Annotated in this window: 13 protein-coding genes; 7 read left to right on the top strand and 6 right to left on the bottom strand. The window is 67.5% G+C overall.

Features of this window, described 5'->3' with window-relative positions:
* Positions 1-727: 727 nt before the first annotated feature.
* A complete protein-coding gene (locus ABD260_RS03160; protein ID WP_344231772.1) occupies positions 728-2,635 on the top strand; it encodes a hypothetical protein in 1,908 nt (635 codons plus the stop codon).
* Between the two features lie 355 nt (positions 2,636-2,990).
* Here the strand turns inward: ABD260_RS03160 and ABD260_RS03155 are convergent, their stop codons facing one another.
* Positions 2,991-3,839, bottom strand: a complete 849-nt coding sequence (locus tag ABD260_RS03155) for a hypothetical protein (protein ID WP_344231771.1) — start codon at positions 3,837-3,839, stop codon at positions 2,991-2,993.
* Positions 3,840-4,070: 231 nt separating this feature from the next.
* On the opposite strand from ABD260_RS03155, the gene ABD260_RS03150 reads away from it, so the two are divergent.
* On the top strand, positions 4,071-4,742 hold the full coding sequence (locus tag ABD260_RS03150) for a hypothetical protein (protein ID WP_344231770.1): 672 nt from the start codon (positions 4,071-4,073) through the stop codon (positions 4,740-4,742).
* Between the two features lie 72 nt (positions 4,743-4,814).
* On the opposite strand, the gene trpD is transcribed toward ABD260_RS03150, so the two are convergent.
* The 3 genes from trpD to ABD260_RS03135 are packed head-to-tail and all read right to left on the bottom strand — an operon-like array spanning position 4,815 to position 7,247.
* Positions 4,815-5,858, bottom strand: coding sequence for an anthranilate phosphoribosyltransferase (gene trpD, locus ABD260_RS03145; protein WP_344231769.1), 1,044 nt, complete (start codon positions 5,856-5,858; stop codon positions 4,815-4,817).
* A 4-nt stretch (positions 5,859-5,862) separates the two neighbouring features.
* Positions 5,863-6,282 carry an Rv3143 family two-component system response regulator gene (locus tag ABD260_RS03140; protein ID WP_344231768.1) on the bottom strand — a complete coding sequence of 140 codons (420 nt, stop codon included), beginning with the start codon at positions 6,280-6,282 and terminating at the stop codon, positions 5,863-5,865.
* Positions 6,283-6,329: 47 nt separating this feature from the next.
* A complete protein-coding gene (locus ABD260_RS03135) occupies positions 6,330-7,247 on the bottom strand; it encodes a cytochrome c oxidase assembly protein (RefSeq protein WP_344231767.1) in 918 nt (305 codons plus the stop codon).
* 31 nt (positions 7,248-7,278) lie between these two features.
* Between ABD260_RS03135 and ctaE the strand changes: the two genes are divergently transcribed.
* The 4 genes from ctaE to qcrB are packed head-to-tail and all read left to right on the top strand — an operon-like array spanning position 7,279 to position 11,571.
* Positions 7,279-7,992 carry an aa3-type cytochrome oxidase subunit III gene (gene ctaE / locus ABD260_RS03130; RefSeq protein ID WP_486327063.1) on the top strand — a complete coding sequence of 238 codons (714 nt, stop codon included), beginning with the start codon at positions 7,279-7,281 and terminating at the stop codon, positions 7,990-7,992.
* Positions 7,989-8,855 (top strand): cytochrome bc1 complex diheme cytochrome c subunit, encoded by an 867-nt coding sequence (gene qcrC, locus ABD260_RS03125; protein ID WP_344231765.1) that lies wholly within the window; start codon positions 7,989-7,991, stop codon positions 8,853-8,855. The genes ctaE and qcrC overlap by 4 nt, the downstream gene beginning before the upstream one ends.
* 17 nt (positions 8,856-8,872) lie before the next feature.
* Complete coding sequence (qcrA, locus tag ABD260_RS03120; RefSeq protein ID WP_344232091.1) at positions 8,873-9,901, top strand: cytochrome bc1 complex Rieske iron-sulfur subunit; 1,029 nt, start codon at positions 8,873-8,875, stop codon at positions 9,899-9,901.
* Positions 9,898-11,571, top strand: coding sequence for a cytochrome bc1 complex cytochrome b subunit (qcrB, locus tag ABD260_RS03115; protein WP_344231764.1), 1,674 nt, complete (start codon positions 9,898-9,900; stop codon positions 11,569-11,571). The genes qcrA and qcrB overlap by 4 nt, the downstream gene beginning before the upstream one ends.
* A 49-nt stretch (positions 11,572-11,620) precedes the next feature.
* On the opposite strand, the gene ABD260_RS03110 is transcribed toward qcrB, so the two are convergent.
* Entirely contained in the window at positions 11,621-12,085 is a 465-nt protein-coding gene (locus ABD260_RS03110; RefSeq protein ID WP_344231763.1) for a MarR family winged helix-turn-helix transcriptional regulator, read from the bottom strand.
* Positions 12,086-12,126: 41 nt separating this feature from the next.
* Here ABD260_RS03110 and ABD260_RS03105 point away from each other — a divergent pair, with 41 nt between their 5' ends.
* The gene (locus ABD260_RS03105; protein WP_344231762.1) at positions 12,127-12,903 is read left to right on the top strand and encodes an alpha/beta hydrolase; all 777 of its coding nucleotides are present in this window, start codon (positions 12,127-12,129) and stop codon (positions 12,901-12,903) included.
* Positions 12,904-13,274: 371 nt separating this feature from the next.
* Here ABD260_RS03105 and ABD260_RS03100 read toward each other — a convergent pair whose 3' ends face one another.
* On the bottom strand, positions 13,275-14,513 hold the full coding sequence (locus tag ABD260_RS03100; protein ID WP_344231761.1) for a L,D-transpeptidase: 1,239 nt from the start codon (positions 14,511-14,513) through the stop codon (positions 13,275-13,277).
* Positions 14,514-14,660 lie beyond the last annotated feature (147 nt).

The raw sequence follows: 14,660 nt of genomic DNA, 5'->3' as shown, positions 1-14,660 counted from the left end.
CCCCACGGAAGCCGCCTCGGACTCGACCAGGTCCGCGGAAGCCGCTTCGGACTCGACGGGGCCTACGGAACCTGACTCCGAGTCGCCGTCATCCTCGGAAGCTTCCGCTGCCACACCTTCGTCCGGCGCCGCTCCGGCTTCTGCAGATTTGCGGCCGGTCTCCCCCCAGAACGAACAAGGGGGCTGGTGGCAACAACCCCCTGCCGCCCAATTCGGGAACACAACAACCGACGCCCCGCGCCTCCGCGCCGTCACCGCCGACGACTCATCGCGGACCTCACCAAGCCCGGCACATCCGAGCCAACCCGCGCCGACTCCCCAACCCACCGAACCCTCCCAGCCCTCCCAGCCCTCCCAGTCGTCCCAGTCCTCCCAGTCCTCCCAGTCCTCCCAGCCCACCGAACCCTCCGAGCTCTCCGAGTCCTCCGGACCCCCCGCCCTCACCGCGGCGGATCGAGCCCAGGCAACCTGGGGCGCTCCGGAACTGGCCCCCGCACCACTGGAACACTGGACCCAACGCGAGCCCACCGAGGACGACTTCGACCTCGAAGAGCCCGAGCTCGCCACACCCGAACCAACCCCCACACGAACCCTGACGCTCGCCCCCGCCCTGACCGAGCCAACCGCTACAACAACCGACGACGCCGCCGCCAGCGCTACCCCAGGCACTACTGCCGGCACTACCACCGACGCGACTGCAGCTCCCGACGCTGCAACAGCTAGCAGTATGACTGATGCTGCTGCAGCTGACGTGGTCGCTGGTGGTGCTGCAACTGGCGTGGCGGCCGGTGGTGCTGCAACTGGCGTGGCGGCCGGTGGTACTGCTGCTGATGGTGCTGCTGGCGTGGCGGCGGGTGCTGCTGCTGGTGTGGTGGCCGGTGGGGGCGCTGGTGGTGCGGCAGGTGATGGTGCGGCGGAGGGAGATGAGGGCGGGTGGTCCAACGTCAGCTGGACTGAGGAGCCGCGGTTTGCTCCCGTACCGCGTGAGGACGCGCAACCGGCGGACGACGAGCTGGAACCCTCCGCCCAACAGCCGGACTGGGGTACCCAGTCGGACGACCAGCAGGACGACGACCTGGCAACCGACGAACCTGCTTGGGGCGTCGAGGCCCGCGAAGACGATCCAGCAGCACCCGAGCAGCAGCAGGGCCCCCTGTGGACCACGCCGTCTCAAGACGACGCCACCCAGGAGCAGCCCGTCTGGAACGCCAACAACCAGCCGGCGGAGCAGTACCAGCTCTGGGGCGAGACGCCACAACAGCCCGACACCCAACAGCCGGGCCAAGACCAGGCCTGGGGTACGAACCAGCAGCCCGCCCAGCAACAGAAGTGGGGCGCCGAACAGCAACCCACCAACCAGCAAGAGTCATGGCCTCAGCAAGAGCAGAGCTGGGGCAGCCCACAGCAGCCAGAGCAGGCGCCGAGCTGGCCCGATCAGCAGGCGCAGGCGAACGGCTGGGGCACGCCGGACGGTTCTGCTGTTGCTGGAGCTGACAACGGCTGGGGGGCAAGCGCTCAGCAGGCTGCACCCGACGCCAACTCCTGGTCTCAGCAGAACGACCAGCAAGCCACTGAGCAGACATGGGCCGGCCAGAGCTGGCCAGTACAGCAATCCGATCCCCAGCAAACCTGGTCGGCCGGGCAGGAGAACGGTCAGCAGGCATGGGCCGGAGTCCAGCAGTACGAAGCGCAACAGGCGCACGCCGGTGGACAGGGCGCCGGCGGACAGGGCGCCGGTGGACAGGCTGCCGGCCAGCAGGGTTGGGCTGGTGGTCAAGGCAGCAGCGGGCAGCAGGCCTGGGGTGAGACGCCGCAGCGCGCCTGGGGGGACGATGGCAACGAGAGCTGGGGTGGCCAGACAGACCTCAGTTCCGGTGTGGGCAAACGGGAGAAGGAGAAGAAGCCCAAGGGATCAGGTGGCGGTGGACCGCTTGGCGGCAAACTGCCGTTGGTGATCGCCGGTGGGCTCGCGTTGGTGATGCTCGTCGTCGCCGCGATCTACCTGATCACGAGTGGTGACGACAAGACCGCCGACCCGAAGCCGACAGGTACGCCAACACAGGCCTCCCCCACTCCGACGAACCAGAGCAGTACCAAACCCGGCCAGTCGAAGAACCCCAAGCTGCACGAGGGCGACGGCCGGATCTCGTCGGACGCGATCTCGTTCCCGCGCCGGAACCCGCCGTGGTCGGATCACAAACTGTTCGTCCGGCAGGTACTCGACTCCAGCGGGCAGCGGATCGTGCTGCAGCGCGACGTGAACGGTACCGACGACTGGACCGCGGACATCTTCGTCGGCGCGCTCGGTACCGGCTCCGGCTTCAACGGCGACCCGAAGGCGACCGCGGCGGCGCTCGCGATCCAGCTGCGAACCAACATGTACGGCGACATCCCCGCGACGTACCAGACGGTCGCGAACGGCGCGGTGAAGAAGTCCGGCAAGTCCGGCTGGTTCTTCAAGCAGTCCGTGACCGCGACCTCGGCCGCCGTGACCGATCGGGTGCTTACGCTGACAGTTGCCGTCTTCGACCTCGGCGACGGCACGGCAGTCGCGTACGTCAGCGGCATCCCCACCAACCGACCTGATCTCCGCACCGCCGAGACCCAGGCCTACCAGGGAATCAACGTTGGCTGAAAACGAGAACCAAACCCCACCCCCCAAACACAGCACCTCCCCCGAAGAACCCCAAGGCACCTCATACACAGCCCCCGACGCCGGAGAACCCACCGACGGCTTGGGTAATGCTGGTGGAGTTGGTGGTGGGGCTTCAGATCCTTTGCTGGGGCAGTCGCCTGCGCCGGCACCTCCTCCCCCGGCACCAGCACGTCCGCAGCACGCGGCACCGCAGCAACAACCGTGGAGTGCTGAGTCACAGATCCCACGCCAGCAGTCGCCGCAGCTCGGTGGTTCACAGCAGGGTTCGCAGGAGTGGGGAGCACAACACTCCCAGCAAGACCAGCAGAGCTCCCCGCAACCACAGCAGCCCCAGTCAGGTACACAGCAACCTGACGATCAGGCCGTGTGGTGGCAACCAGCACCACAGCAGTCCGTACCGCAAGCGGCTCGGCAACAGCAATCCGCACAACACTCCACGCAACAGCCCGTTCAGCAGCAATCCGAACAGCAGTTGGGTGCGCAGCAGTTCGGTGCGCAGCAGCCGGGCAGGCAGCAGTCCGTATCGCAACCTGGTCTGCAGCAGGCCGCGCAGCAGTTGGGTGGAGAGCAGTCCGCACAGCAGCCTCGTGAGCAGCAGTCCGCCCAGGCTGGGCAGCAGCAGGTAGGACAACCGTCTGGTACGTACGGTGGCCCGCAGGTTCCGCAGCAGCCGAGGACTCCGACCGCTGGGCCTCAGCAGACTCCGCCGTCGGCGGGGCAGTCGGCGGGGGCGTACGGCGGAGGTGCTCCGCAGGCGGGGCACGGCACACAGCCGCACGCTGGGCGAGTACCGCAGGCCGAGCCCGGGCAGGTACTGCCGGGTGGGGCTGGTCAGGTGCCGCCCGCTGGGCAGGTACCGCAGGCCGGGCCTGGACGGGTACCGCAGGCTGGGCAGGTGCCGCCGGGTGGGGCTGGGCAGGTACAGCAGGCTGGGCCGGTGTGGGGTGGGCTGGGGAGCCAGGGTGGTCAGGCGGGTGGTCAGCAGCAGCAGGGTGGTCGCCGGATCGGGTGGCAGGTGCAGGCGACCGGGCCTCAGGCTGGTGGACCGCAGGCGGGACAGGCGCCCCGAGGCACCGGGCCGGCGCAGGCTGGTGGGTATCAGCAGGTGGCTGGTGGTGGGCAGCAGCAGGGTGCTAGCGGTGGTCGGCACGCGCAGGGTGTGCAGGCTGGTGGGCCTGGTCACGCCGCACAGGCTGGTCAGCCGGGCGCCCATGCTGGCGGGCTTGGGCAGGCGGCTGTTGGTGGGTCACAGAACGCTGGTGGGTCAGGCAGTGGTGGTGGGTCGGGCAGTGCTGGTGGGACTGGGTTCGCCGCGCAGGGCGGTGGGTCAGGCGCTCGCGCTGGTGGGGTAAGTGCTGGTGGGGTTGGGGTTTTGGGTGGGCGGGCTCGGATGGTGGGGGCTCTGGTGTTGGTGGTGGCTGCGTTGGCGGCTACCGGGGTCAGTGTCGGGTGGATCTGGTCCAAGGCGGATGCGGTTGCGCCGGTTGCGTTGCCTTCGGCGGGGAAGCCGTTGGAGACGGTGAGTCCGTCCGTGCAGCCGTCGGAGACGCCTACTCCGCGGGGGAAGGTGATCGGGACCGATCTGGTTGCCGCCAACAAGGACAAGATGCCGATCATGAGTTCGGCCTGGTCGAACGACTTCGATCGGACCGGGCTGGCCGGTGGGACCGGGATCTGGTTCACGGTGCACAAGAACTACGACGGCAAGAAGAACAACTGGGGCAACTACGTCGGGTTCGGGCAGTTGCCGGCGGACATCCCGTACAAGAACACGGCGGCCGGTCTGAAGGCGGCCGCGGTACAGGTCGGTGGGCGCACGATCATCAACCTGTACGACAAGAACGCGAAACTGCTGCCGGGTACGACGCACAAGGTGATCACCGTCAACGGTCACCCGGGGCACGAGATCGTCGCCAAGGTGGAGGTGAAGCAGCCGAAGCTCGCCGAGACGTTCTCCACGGTGATGATCGCGGTGATCGACCGCGGCGACGGTACGGCGGCCGTGTCGGTTGCCGACATCGCGGGCTCGACCCCGGCCTGGCAGAACGTCTGGCGCTACAAGGTCAGTCAAATCACCATCAACTGACAGCAAAGGGCCCGGCGGACAACCCGCCGGGCCCAAGCCTCACAAGAAACAACAAGCCTCACAAGAAGACGATCAGCCGCGCACCTCGGCGCAGGCGGCGATCCACCGGTCCAGTACGTCCTTCGCCGCCCCGGAGTCGATCGCCTCGGCCGCCCGGTCCATCCCGACCCGGATCCGCGCCGTCACCGACCCCTCCTCAGGCGTGTACGCCGCCAGCGCCGCCCCCGCATTGAGCAGTACGACGTCCCGTACCGCCCCTTGCTCACCATCCACCAACGCGCGAACGACCTTGGCGTTGTACGTGGCGTCCGCGCCCTTCAGCGCATCCGACGAAACCGGCGTGATCCCCAGCTCGCGCGGATCCAGCGTGACCGGCCCCTCGACCTTTCCGCCACCGACGACCCAGACCTGCGACGTCGTACGCGTCGTCAGCTCGTCCAACCCGTCGTCACCGTGGAAAACCAGCGCGTCGATCCCGCGCCGCGCGAGGACTCCGGCCATCAGCCCGGCCACCCGCCCGTCCGCGACGCCGACTGCCTGCGCGGACGGATCGCCCGGGTTCGCCAGCGGGCCGAGCAGGTTGAACGTCGTCGGTACGCCGAGCTCGCGCCGCGGGACCGCCGCGTTCCGCAGCGCCGGGTGGAACGCGGCGGCGAAGCAGAACGTGATGCCGGCCCGCTCCCCCACCTCGGCGACCTGTGCGCCGGTGAGGTCGAGCGGGATGCCGAGCTCCTCGAGGACGTCGGCCGCGCCGCACGCGGAGGACGCGGCCCGGTTGCCGTGCTTGACGACCTTCGCGCCGGCACCGGCCGCGACGATCGCGGACATCGTGCTGATGTTCACGGTGTGGGCCTGGTCACCACCGGTACCGACCACGTCCAGCGTCCGCCCCGGAACACTGATCGGGGTGGCGAAGTCACGCATCGTCCGGACCAGGCCCTCGACCTCGGTGACCGTCTCGCCCTTGGACCGCAGCGCGATCACGAAACCGGCCAGCTGGGCCGGGGTCGCGGCGCCGGACAGGATCTGCTCCATCGCCCACGCGGTGGCGGCGGCCTCCAGGTCCTCGTGCCGCAGCAGCGGACCGAGAACCTGCGGCCAGGTGTAGGCGCCCACCGGGTTATGCGGTGGTGGCGGGGAGCTTGGCGACGCGCTGCCGGAGCAGGTCGGCGGTGACCTCGGCCAGCCGGATCGGGTCGATCGGGTGCGAGACTGCGCCCTCGGCCCGCGACCAGGTGGCCAGCCAGGCGTCCTGCGGACGGCCGGTGATGACCAGGATCGGCGGGCACTGGAAGATCTCGTCCTTCAGCTGCCGCGCGATCCCCAGCCCCCCGGCCGGCACTGCCTCGCCGTCCAGGATGGCGAGGTCGATCCCGCCCTTGTCCATGGTCTTGATCACGGCCGGCTCGGTCGCGCATTCGACGTACTCGAGCTCGGGCAGGTCGGCGGCCGGCCGCTTGCCGAGGGCCAGCCGGACGGACTCCCGCGTCGTGCGGTCGTCGCTGTAGACCAGGACCTTCAGCGGACGCTCTGAACTCATCGATCCATCCCAAGCTGTGTGTCTGTGACGAGTGGACAAGCCGAATGCTACCGGGGTGCCTGTCCGGTCCGGCGAGCCTGTTCCTCCAACCGGTCCAGGCGCCGGTCCTCACGGCGTGCTTCGCGCTGTGACTGACGCACCCACTGGACGAACAGAACGGCGAAGAACGCCACCCCGACGAGGTCACCCGAGCCCCAGAGCAGACCGCCGGCGATGTACTGGTCGCGCAGCGGCGACGGCGGCCAGGCGCGGCCGAAACTCGTGTACCAGTCCTCCGCGATCAGCTTGTTCGCGGACATGATCGTGATCCCCAGGAACGCGTGGAACGGCAGTGTGAGGAACGTCAACATCAGCCGGAACGGGTAGATCACCCGGCCGGGCACCGGGTCCAGCCCGAGCAACGGCCAGAAGAACAGTGATCCGACCAGGATGAAGTGCAGGTGCAGCAGGTCGTGCAGTGCGGTCGAGCGCAGCGTCGCGTCGTACCAGCCGCTGAAATAGAGCGCCCACGGGCTGAGTACGAACAAGGTGAACCCGATCAGCGGGAAGCACATCACCTTCGCGAACCGTGAATGCAATACGGAGAGCAACCACTTTCGCTGCCGTTGCGGGAGCGTACGCAGCGCCAGCGTGATCGGAGCGCCGAGCGCCATCGCGAGCGGTGTCAGCATCGACAGGATCATGTGCTGGACCATGTGCACGCTGATCAGCACCGTGTCGTACGTGCCGAGCACGGACTGGGTGGCGATCACCGCACTGCCCAGCCCGACGCCGACGAACGCGAAGGTGCGCCCGCGGGACCACTTGTCACCACGGGCGCGCAGCCGGTGGACCCCGTACAGATAGAGCCCACCGAGCACGATGATCACGCCGAGTAACACCGGTTCGAAGGTCCAGCCGGTCAGCAGCCGCAGCGGTGTCAGCGGCTCGATCCGGTCGCCCGGCGTGGCGTGAAGGGGAGGCACGCTTCCACAGTAGAAACAACAGTTGAGCGACATGCACGGGGGTGGTCGTGGCATTGAAGTAGTGGACCGACATAATGACCGCGTGGCCACTGCAACCGCGCTCCCAGCGTCTCGTGAACACGGACACCACGACCGTCCCAGCATGGTCAGTGTCGGCACGATCGTCTGGCTCTCGAGCGAACTGATGTTCTTCGCCGCCCTGTTCGCGGCGTACTTCACGATCCGGTCGGTGACGACCGCCACCGCGGCTCCGGGGACGGAGACGCTCTGGCAGGTGATGACTGAGCACCTGAACGTCCCGTTCGCCTCGGTGAACACGTTCATCCTGGTCGCGTCGTCGTTCACCTGTCAGGCGGGCGTGTTCGCCGCCGAGCACGGCAAGGTGGGCCGGTCCGGCTCGCTGGCGAACATCCGCGCCTGGGGTATGCGTGAGTGGTTCATCCTCACGTACCTGATGGGCGCGGTCTTCGTCGCCGGCCAGGTGACCGAGTACGCCGAACTGGTGCACGAGGGCATCACCATCTCGGCGAACGCGTACGGCTCGGTCTTCTACCTGGCCACCGGGTTCCACGGTCTGCACGTCACCGGCGGTCTGATCGCCTTCGTGTTCGTCCTGGCCAGGACGTACATGGCCCGCAAGTTCACCCACGAACAGGCTGTCTCGGCGATCGTCGTGTCGTACTACTGGCACTTCGTCGACGTGGTCTGGATCGCCCTGTTCGCGACCATCTACCTGCTCAAATGAGTGAGAAGAGAACTTCCTTGTCACCGGCGCGTTTTCTCTCCGCGCGACGACGGCACCGGTCCGCCGGCCTCGTCGTGCTCCTGTTCGGCCTGCTGGCAGTCGGCTCGGCGTACGCCGCCTTCGCCCCTGACAACGCGGTCGCGGACAACTCGGCCCAGTCCCAGAAGATCGAGGAGGGCAAGAAGCTCTTCGCGGTCGGCTGTTCCAGCTGCCACGGCCTGAACGCCGAGGGCGGCGGGAACGGCGGCGGCAAGATGGCCGGTCCGTCCCTGATCGGTGTCGGCGCGGCCGCGGTCGACTTCCAGGTCGGTACCGGCCGGATGCCGGCGATGCAGCCGGGCGCGCAGATCCCGCGCAAGACCCCGGCGTACTCGGAGCAGGAGATCGAGGCACTGGCCGCGTACGTCGCCTCGCTCGCTCCGGGCCCGGCGGTGCCGGCGTCGGACGCGTACGACGTGAGCAAGGCCACCGACGAGCAGATCACCCGCGGTGGCGAGCTGTTCCGGACCAACTGCACGGCCTGCCACAACTTCGCCGGCAGCGGTGGCGCACTGCCGAACGGCAAGTACGCGCCGTCGCTGATGGGAGTCAGTGAGCGGCACATCTACGAGGCCATGCTGACCGGCCCGCAGCAGATGCCGGTGTTCTCCGACCAGGTGATGCAGCCGGAGGACAAGCGCGACATCATCGCCTACCTGAAGACGCTGGAGACGCAGAAGAACCCGGGTGGCTTCGGCCTCGGCCGGCTCGGCCCGGTCTCCGAGGGCCTGTGGGGCTGGATCGTCGGGATCGGCCTGCTGGTCGCCGTAGCGGTGTGGATCGGCGCCAAGGGCGTCAAGGCCAAGGGAGCGAAGGCCAAGTGACAAAGGACAACCTTCCGGTGAAGCCGGAGGAAGAGCAGCACGGCGTCGTCGACGTCGCGGAACCGATCCCGGACCCGGGCCTGGAGCCGCACGAGCCGCGGATCACCGACATCGACCCGAAGGCGGCCGACCGGGTCGAGCGCCAGGTGTCGGCGATGTTCGGCCTGGCCACCCTGCTCGTCCTCGGCGCCTGTGTGGCGTACTTCGCCGTACCGCGGGACGCGACCATCGTCTTCGGCCCGCTGAGCGGCAACGCGAACAACATGCTGATCGGCATCGGGATCGGGCTCGCCCTGTTCCTGATCGGTGCCGGCGCGATCCAGTGGGCCAAGAAGCTGATGGTCGACGAGGAGATCGCCGAGGACCGGCACGACGCGCACTCGACGCCGGAGCAGATCGCGGAGATCAGCGAGGCGTTCAAAGAGGGTGTCGCGGAGTCCGGTTTCGGCCGCCGCAAGATGATCCGCAACTCGCTGCTCGGCGCCCTCGGGGTGCTCGGGCTGCCGGCCATCGTGCTGCTCCGCGACCTCGGCCCGCTGCCGGGCCGGGCGCTGTACAACACGATCTGGGCGAAGGGCATCCGGGTCGTCAACGACGTCACCGACCGCCCGATCAAGCCCTCCGACCTGGTCGTCGGCCAGCTGGTGAACGCCGCCCCGGCGAACCTGGCGCCGCTGCAGGACGAGAACCCGATCGAGTACCAGAACGCCAAGGCGAAGGCCGCGGTGATCGTGGTCCGGATCAAGCCGAGCGAGATCCGCACCAAGCCGGGCCGGGAGAACTGGGGTGTCGACGGCATCCTCTGCTACTCCAAGATCTGCACCCACGTCGGTTGCCCGATCTCGCTGTACGAGCAGACCACGCACCACGTGCTCTGCCCGTGCCACCAGTCGACGTTCGACCTGGCCGACAGCGCCAAGGTCGTCTTCGGCCCTGCGGCCCGGCCGCTGCCTCAGCTACCGTTGACGGTGGACAGTGAGGGCTATCTGGTAGCGCAGAGCGGCTTCGACGAGCCGGTCGGCCCGAGCTTCTTCGAACGAGGGTGACAACAGTGTCAGCAAACACAGAGTTCCCTGGACCGGTCAAGTGGGTCGACGATCGCCTCGGCATCGCCAAGATCGGGAAGAAGAACCTGCGCAAGATCTTCCCGGACCACTGGTCCTTCATGCTCGGCGAGATCGCGCTCTACAGCTTCATCATCCTGATCCTCACCGGTACCTTCCTGACCTTCTGGTTCAAGCCGTCGATGGCCGAGGTCGAGTACCAGGGCTCGTACAGCCTGCTCAAGGGCCTGCACATGTCGGAGGCGTACGCCTCCACGCTGGACCTCTCGTTCGACGTCCGTGGCGGTCTGCTGATGCGGCAGATCCACCACTGGGCCGCCATCCTGTTCATCGCCGCGATGATGGTGCACCTGCTCCGGATGTTCTTCACCGGCGCGTTCCGCAAGCCGCGGGAGCTGAACTGGCTGATCGGGTTCGCGATGCTGTTCCTCGGCATCATCGAGGGCTTCCTCGGGTACGGCCTGCCGGACGACCTGCTGTCCGGGACCGGTCTGCGGATCACGAACGGGATGATCCAGGCGTCACCGGTGATCGGTACGTACCTGAACTTCTTCATCTTCGGCGGTGAGTTCCCCGGCGGCGACTTCGTCTCCCGGTTCTTCATCGTGCACGTGCTGCTGATACCGGGCATCATCCTGGCCCTGGTCACGGTGCACCTGTTCCTGGTCGTGTACCACAAGCACACCCAGTACGCGGGTCCGGGCCGGACGCAGACGAACGTGGTCGGCTACCCGCTGTTCCCGGTGTACACGGCCAAGGCCGGTGGCTTCTTCTTCGTGGTCTTCGGTATCACCGCCCTGATGGGGGCGCTGATGCAGATCAACCCGGTCTGGCTGTACGGGCCGTACAACCCGGCCGAAGTGACCGCCGGCGCGCAGCCGGACTGGTACATGGGCTGGCTGGAAGGTTCGGTCCGTATCTTCCCGGGCTTCGAATCGCACTTCTGGGGCATCACGCTCAGCTGGAACCTGATCATCCCGGCGCTGATCATTCCGCCGGCGTTCGTCACGCTGGTGGCGGCGTATCCGTTCATCGAGGGGTGGATCACCGGCGACAAACGTGAGCACCACCTGCTCGACCGGCCCCGGGACGTACCGACCCGGACCGGGATCGGCGTCGCGTTCATCACGTTCTACGCGATGCTGTGGATCGGTGGCGGTAACGACCTGATCGCGACCCACTTCCACCTGTCGCTGAACAACGTCACGTGGTTCCTGCGGTTCGCGGTGATTCTGGGGCCGATCCTGGCGTTCTGGATCACCCGGCGGTGGGCGATCTCGCTGCAGCGGGCCGACCACGAGCGGCTGCTGCACGGTCTGGAGACCGGCGTGATCATGCGGGACGCGGACGGCAAGTACACCGAGAAGCACCAGCCGATCTCGACCTTCGAGGCGTACTCGCTGACGGCCCGCGACCGGGTCGTACCGCACGAAATCGGCCCGGAGACGGACGAGAACGGTGTCCGCGCCCCGCGCCGGGCGCTGAACAAGCTCCGCGCCCGGCTGTCCCGCTTCTACTTCGCGGACGCGGTGCAGAAGCCGACGGCGGCCGAGATCGAGGAGGCGCACGAGCACGCTCACGACGCCGACGAGATCCACGAGCTGACCGAAGAGACCGAAACCTACCGAGAGGTCACGAGCGACCGCTCCTGATCAATCACTTCGAAGGGCCCGCGGCTTCCTGCCGCGGGCCCTTCGTCGTTTAGTCGATCGCTTGGGTGAGGGCGGTCAGGTAGTTGGCGATGATCGCCTGGTCCGACTTGGTGAGGGTGCTGGTGGTCGCGACCATCTGGTCCAGGAGCGGGCCGAAGAACTGCCAGCCGAGGGCGATTGCGCTGTCGGAGACCTGGAGGTGGCTGCTGCGGCCGTCGGTGCGGCTTCTGCGGCGTTCGACGTGGCCGGCGGCCTCGAGGCGGTGGATGACTGCCGTTGTCGCCTGAGAGGTCATTCCGAGCTGTTGGGCGAGCCAGGTGGGCGTGGCTTCCGCTCCGGCGCGTTCGGCGTCCAGGAGGCGTACCAGGGCCCGTACGTCGGTGCCGTGCAGTCCAGTCGTCTTCGCGAACTCCCCGATCGCCAGATCCAGCCGCAGCGCGACGTCCCGCAAGCGGTGCACCAGCTCCAGGGCGGCGGCTCGTTCGGGGTCGTGGGGCGTCACTCCTGCTCGCATACCTGGCAATTTACCTCACTCAGTGAGCTATTGTCGGTTGCATGAGTTTTGAGGACGCGTACGCCGCCCTGCTCCGCCGGTGGGAGGTCCCGGTCGAGCATCTCGACCTTGGCGGCACCCATGTGAACGTGTGCGGTCCGGCCGATGGTCCACCCGTCGTACTCCTGGCCGGACATGGCGCGACGGCACCGGTCTGGTACGCGGTTGCACCTCGCTTGGCTGAGCGCTACCGGGTGTACGCTCCCGACCTCCCCGGCGACGCGGGCCTCAGCACCGCTCCCCCGCCCCGTACCGTCACTGATCTGATGGCGTGGCTGTCGACGGTCCTACGCGGCCTGAAGGACCGGTGGCTGGTGGGCCACTCGTACGGCGCCTGGATAGCCCTCACGTACGCACTCCAGTTCCCCGTCGCGAAGCTGAGTTTGATCGACCCCACGGACTGTTTCACCGGCCTCAAACCCACGTACGTAGCCAGAGCCCTCCCCATGCTCCTCAGACCGTCAGAACCCCGCTACAAGTCCTTCATCCACTGGGAAACCCAGGGCCTCCCCATAGACCCCGAGTGGCTCCACTTGTCGGCCCTAGCCACCCTCCAACCCACCACCCGCCCCGTAAAACCCCACCGCCCCCGCACCTTCGCCAATCTCCCACCCACAACAGTCGTAGTCGCCGACCGCTCAAAAGCCCACAACCCCCAAACCCTCACCCAACAAGCCCACTCCACCGGCGCAACCGTCCTACACCTCCCCCAAGCCACCCACCACTCCCTACCAACCCTCCACACCAACGAGCTGATAGACGCACTACTCAGTCAGTAGCCTTCGGGCGCCCGCTACCGGCGGCCCCGTTGTCCGCCCCCGCCGGCAGGTGTCCCTCCGTGTTTCGTCAAGCGGGTGTTGACTGCCCCCAAACCGGTTTGGGGGCAGTTGCGCACGGGGAGCGGGGAAGGTTGTACCCCTAGAACGGGCCGTGACCCGCCCCAAACCGGTTTGGGGCCGGTCAGTTGGGCCCCCTGATCCACGGGAAGACCTGCGGCAACACATCAAGCAGGTGCTTCGAACGCAGCACCGGGTCGCCGGCGATGGCACTCAGCAACCAGATGGCCAGGTTCACCACCACTTCGTCCTGCTCAGCCTGGACGCGGTGGTGAGTTCAAAGGTCCCGCGGTAGCAACCTGGCTGTGCGTGGGTCAGGACAGGGCTGAGCCGGACTTGTAGGCGGCCCAGGTGGTGTTCCAGTCGGTCCAGCCGTTGCCTGGTTCCATGTGGCGGGAGGTGCCGGTGACGATGACCGGGTCGCCGCGGAGGGTCTGGTTGTAGTACCACTGGGCGTCGGCGAGGCTCATGCCGACGCAGCCGTGGCTGACATTGGCGCTGCCCTGGCTGCCGGTGGACCACGGGGCGCCGTGCAGGAACTCGCCGGAGCTGGTGACCCGCTGGGCCCACCGGACGTCGCTGATGTTGTAGTAGTTCGGGTCGCCGGGCTTGATGCCGACGGTCGCGGCGTCCATCCGCTTGGTCGGGAACTTCTCCATGATCACCTTGACGCCGCTGCGGGTGGTGAACCCGTCCTTGCCGGCCGTGATCGGGATGCTCCGGGCCAGTTTGCCGTTGATCGTCACGGTCATCGTGTGCTTCTTCACGTTCACGTTGCTGACCACGGACTTGCCGATGCTGAACGCGATCGTCCGGCTGGACGTACCCCAGGTGTTGTTCCCGGCGTTCACGCCCTGGGTGTCGATGTTCACTGTCACCTTGGTACCGGCCGGCCAGTAGTTCTTCGGGCGGTAGTTGACCTGCTTGCTGTTCACCCAGTGCCAGCTGCCGTCGACCGGGACCGAGGTCTTCACCGACAGCTGCTTCTCGACCGCGGCGCGGTCCTTGACCGGGTTGTTCCAGTAGATCTGGATCGGCAGCGCGACACCGACGGTCTCACCGTTCAGCGGCACGACGGACGCCTTCAGGCTCTTCGTCGCCTTCAGCGTCTTGAACGTCGAGCTGATCGGCACGCTGGCGCCGTCCGTACCCTCCGCGGACCCACTGACCGTGTACGTCGCGCTCGGCTTGAGCAGCGCGGCCGAGGTCCACTGGGTCTTGTCGGTGTTGAAGGTTCCGGTGACCTTGTCGCCGTCGTCGTCCTTCAGCGTCACGGTGGTGAGCTTGCCGGCCGTCGTGCTCACCGTCACCGGCTTGTCCGGCTGCACCGCGGTCGCGCCCTTGGCGGGCACGATCGAGATCGCCGCCGCGGCTTCCGACGGCGTCGGCGACTCGCCTGGCGTGGTCGAGGCACCGGGGGTGCTGCTCTGCGAGCTCGACGCACCCGGCGTCGACTGGCCGTTGCCGCCGCTGCCGGCCTTCGTGTCGCTGCAGGCCGTCCCGGCCAGCAGCAGCACGCAGATCCCAGCCACGGCCAGGCCGTGCTTCCTCACCGAACCGCTCACCATTCCCCAGCTCTCCCCTGTTTAGTCAAACCGCGGTAAGGGTAACGTGCCGCGGCGACATTTCTCAGCATCGCATCACCAGCTAACCGGTACGGACCATAACGATCCAACCGACCAACGCCTTTAAGACGCACG

The organism is Kribbella hippodromi, assembly GCF_039531045.1.
GTDB classification, from domain to species: Bacteria; Actinomycetota; Actinomycetes; order Propionibacteriales; family Kribbellaceae; genus Kribbella; species Kribbella hippodromi.
This window is presented reverse-complemented; position numbering and strand designations above follow the sequence as displayed.

What these genes read in the sequence shown, in the direction of transcription:
- ABD260_RS03160 (WP_344231772.1), top strand. Translation starts at nt 728, where the DNA reads ATGACTGATGCTGCTGCAGCTGACGTGGTCGCTGGTGGTGCTGCAACT.
- ABD260_RS03140 (WP_344231768.1), bottom strand. Translation starts at nt 6,282, where the DNA reads ATGAGTTCAGAGCGTCCGCTGAAGGTCCTGGTCTACAGCGACGACCGC.
- ctaE (WP_486327063.1), top strand. Translation starts at nt 7,279, where the DNA reads ATGCACGGGGGTGGTCGTGGCATTGAAGTAGTGGACCGACATAATGAC.
- qcrC (WP_344231765.1), top strand. Translation starts at nt 7,989, where the DNA reads ATGAGTGAGAAGAGAACTTCCTTGTCACCGGCGCGTTTTCTCTCCGCG.
- ABD260_RS03110 (WP_344231763.1), bottom strand. Translation starts at nt 12,085, where the DNA reads ATGCGAGCAGGAGTGACGCCCCACGACCCCGAACGAGCCGCCGCCCTG.
- ABD260_RS03105 (WP_344231762.1), top strand. Translation starts at nt 12,127, where the DNA reads ATGAGTTTTGAGGACGCGTACGCCGCCCTGCTCCGCCGGTGGGAGGTC.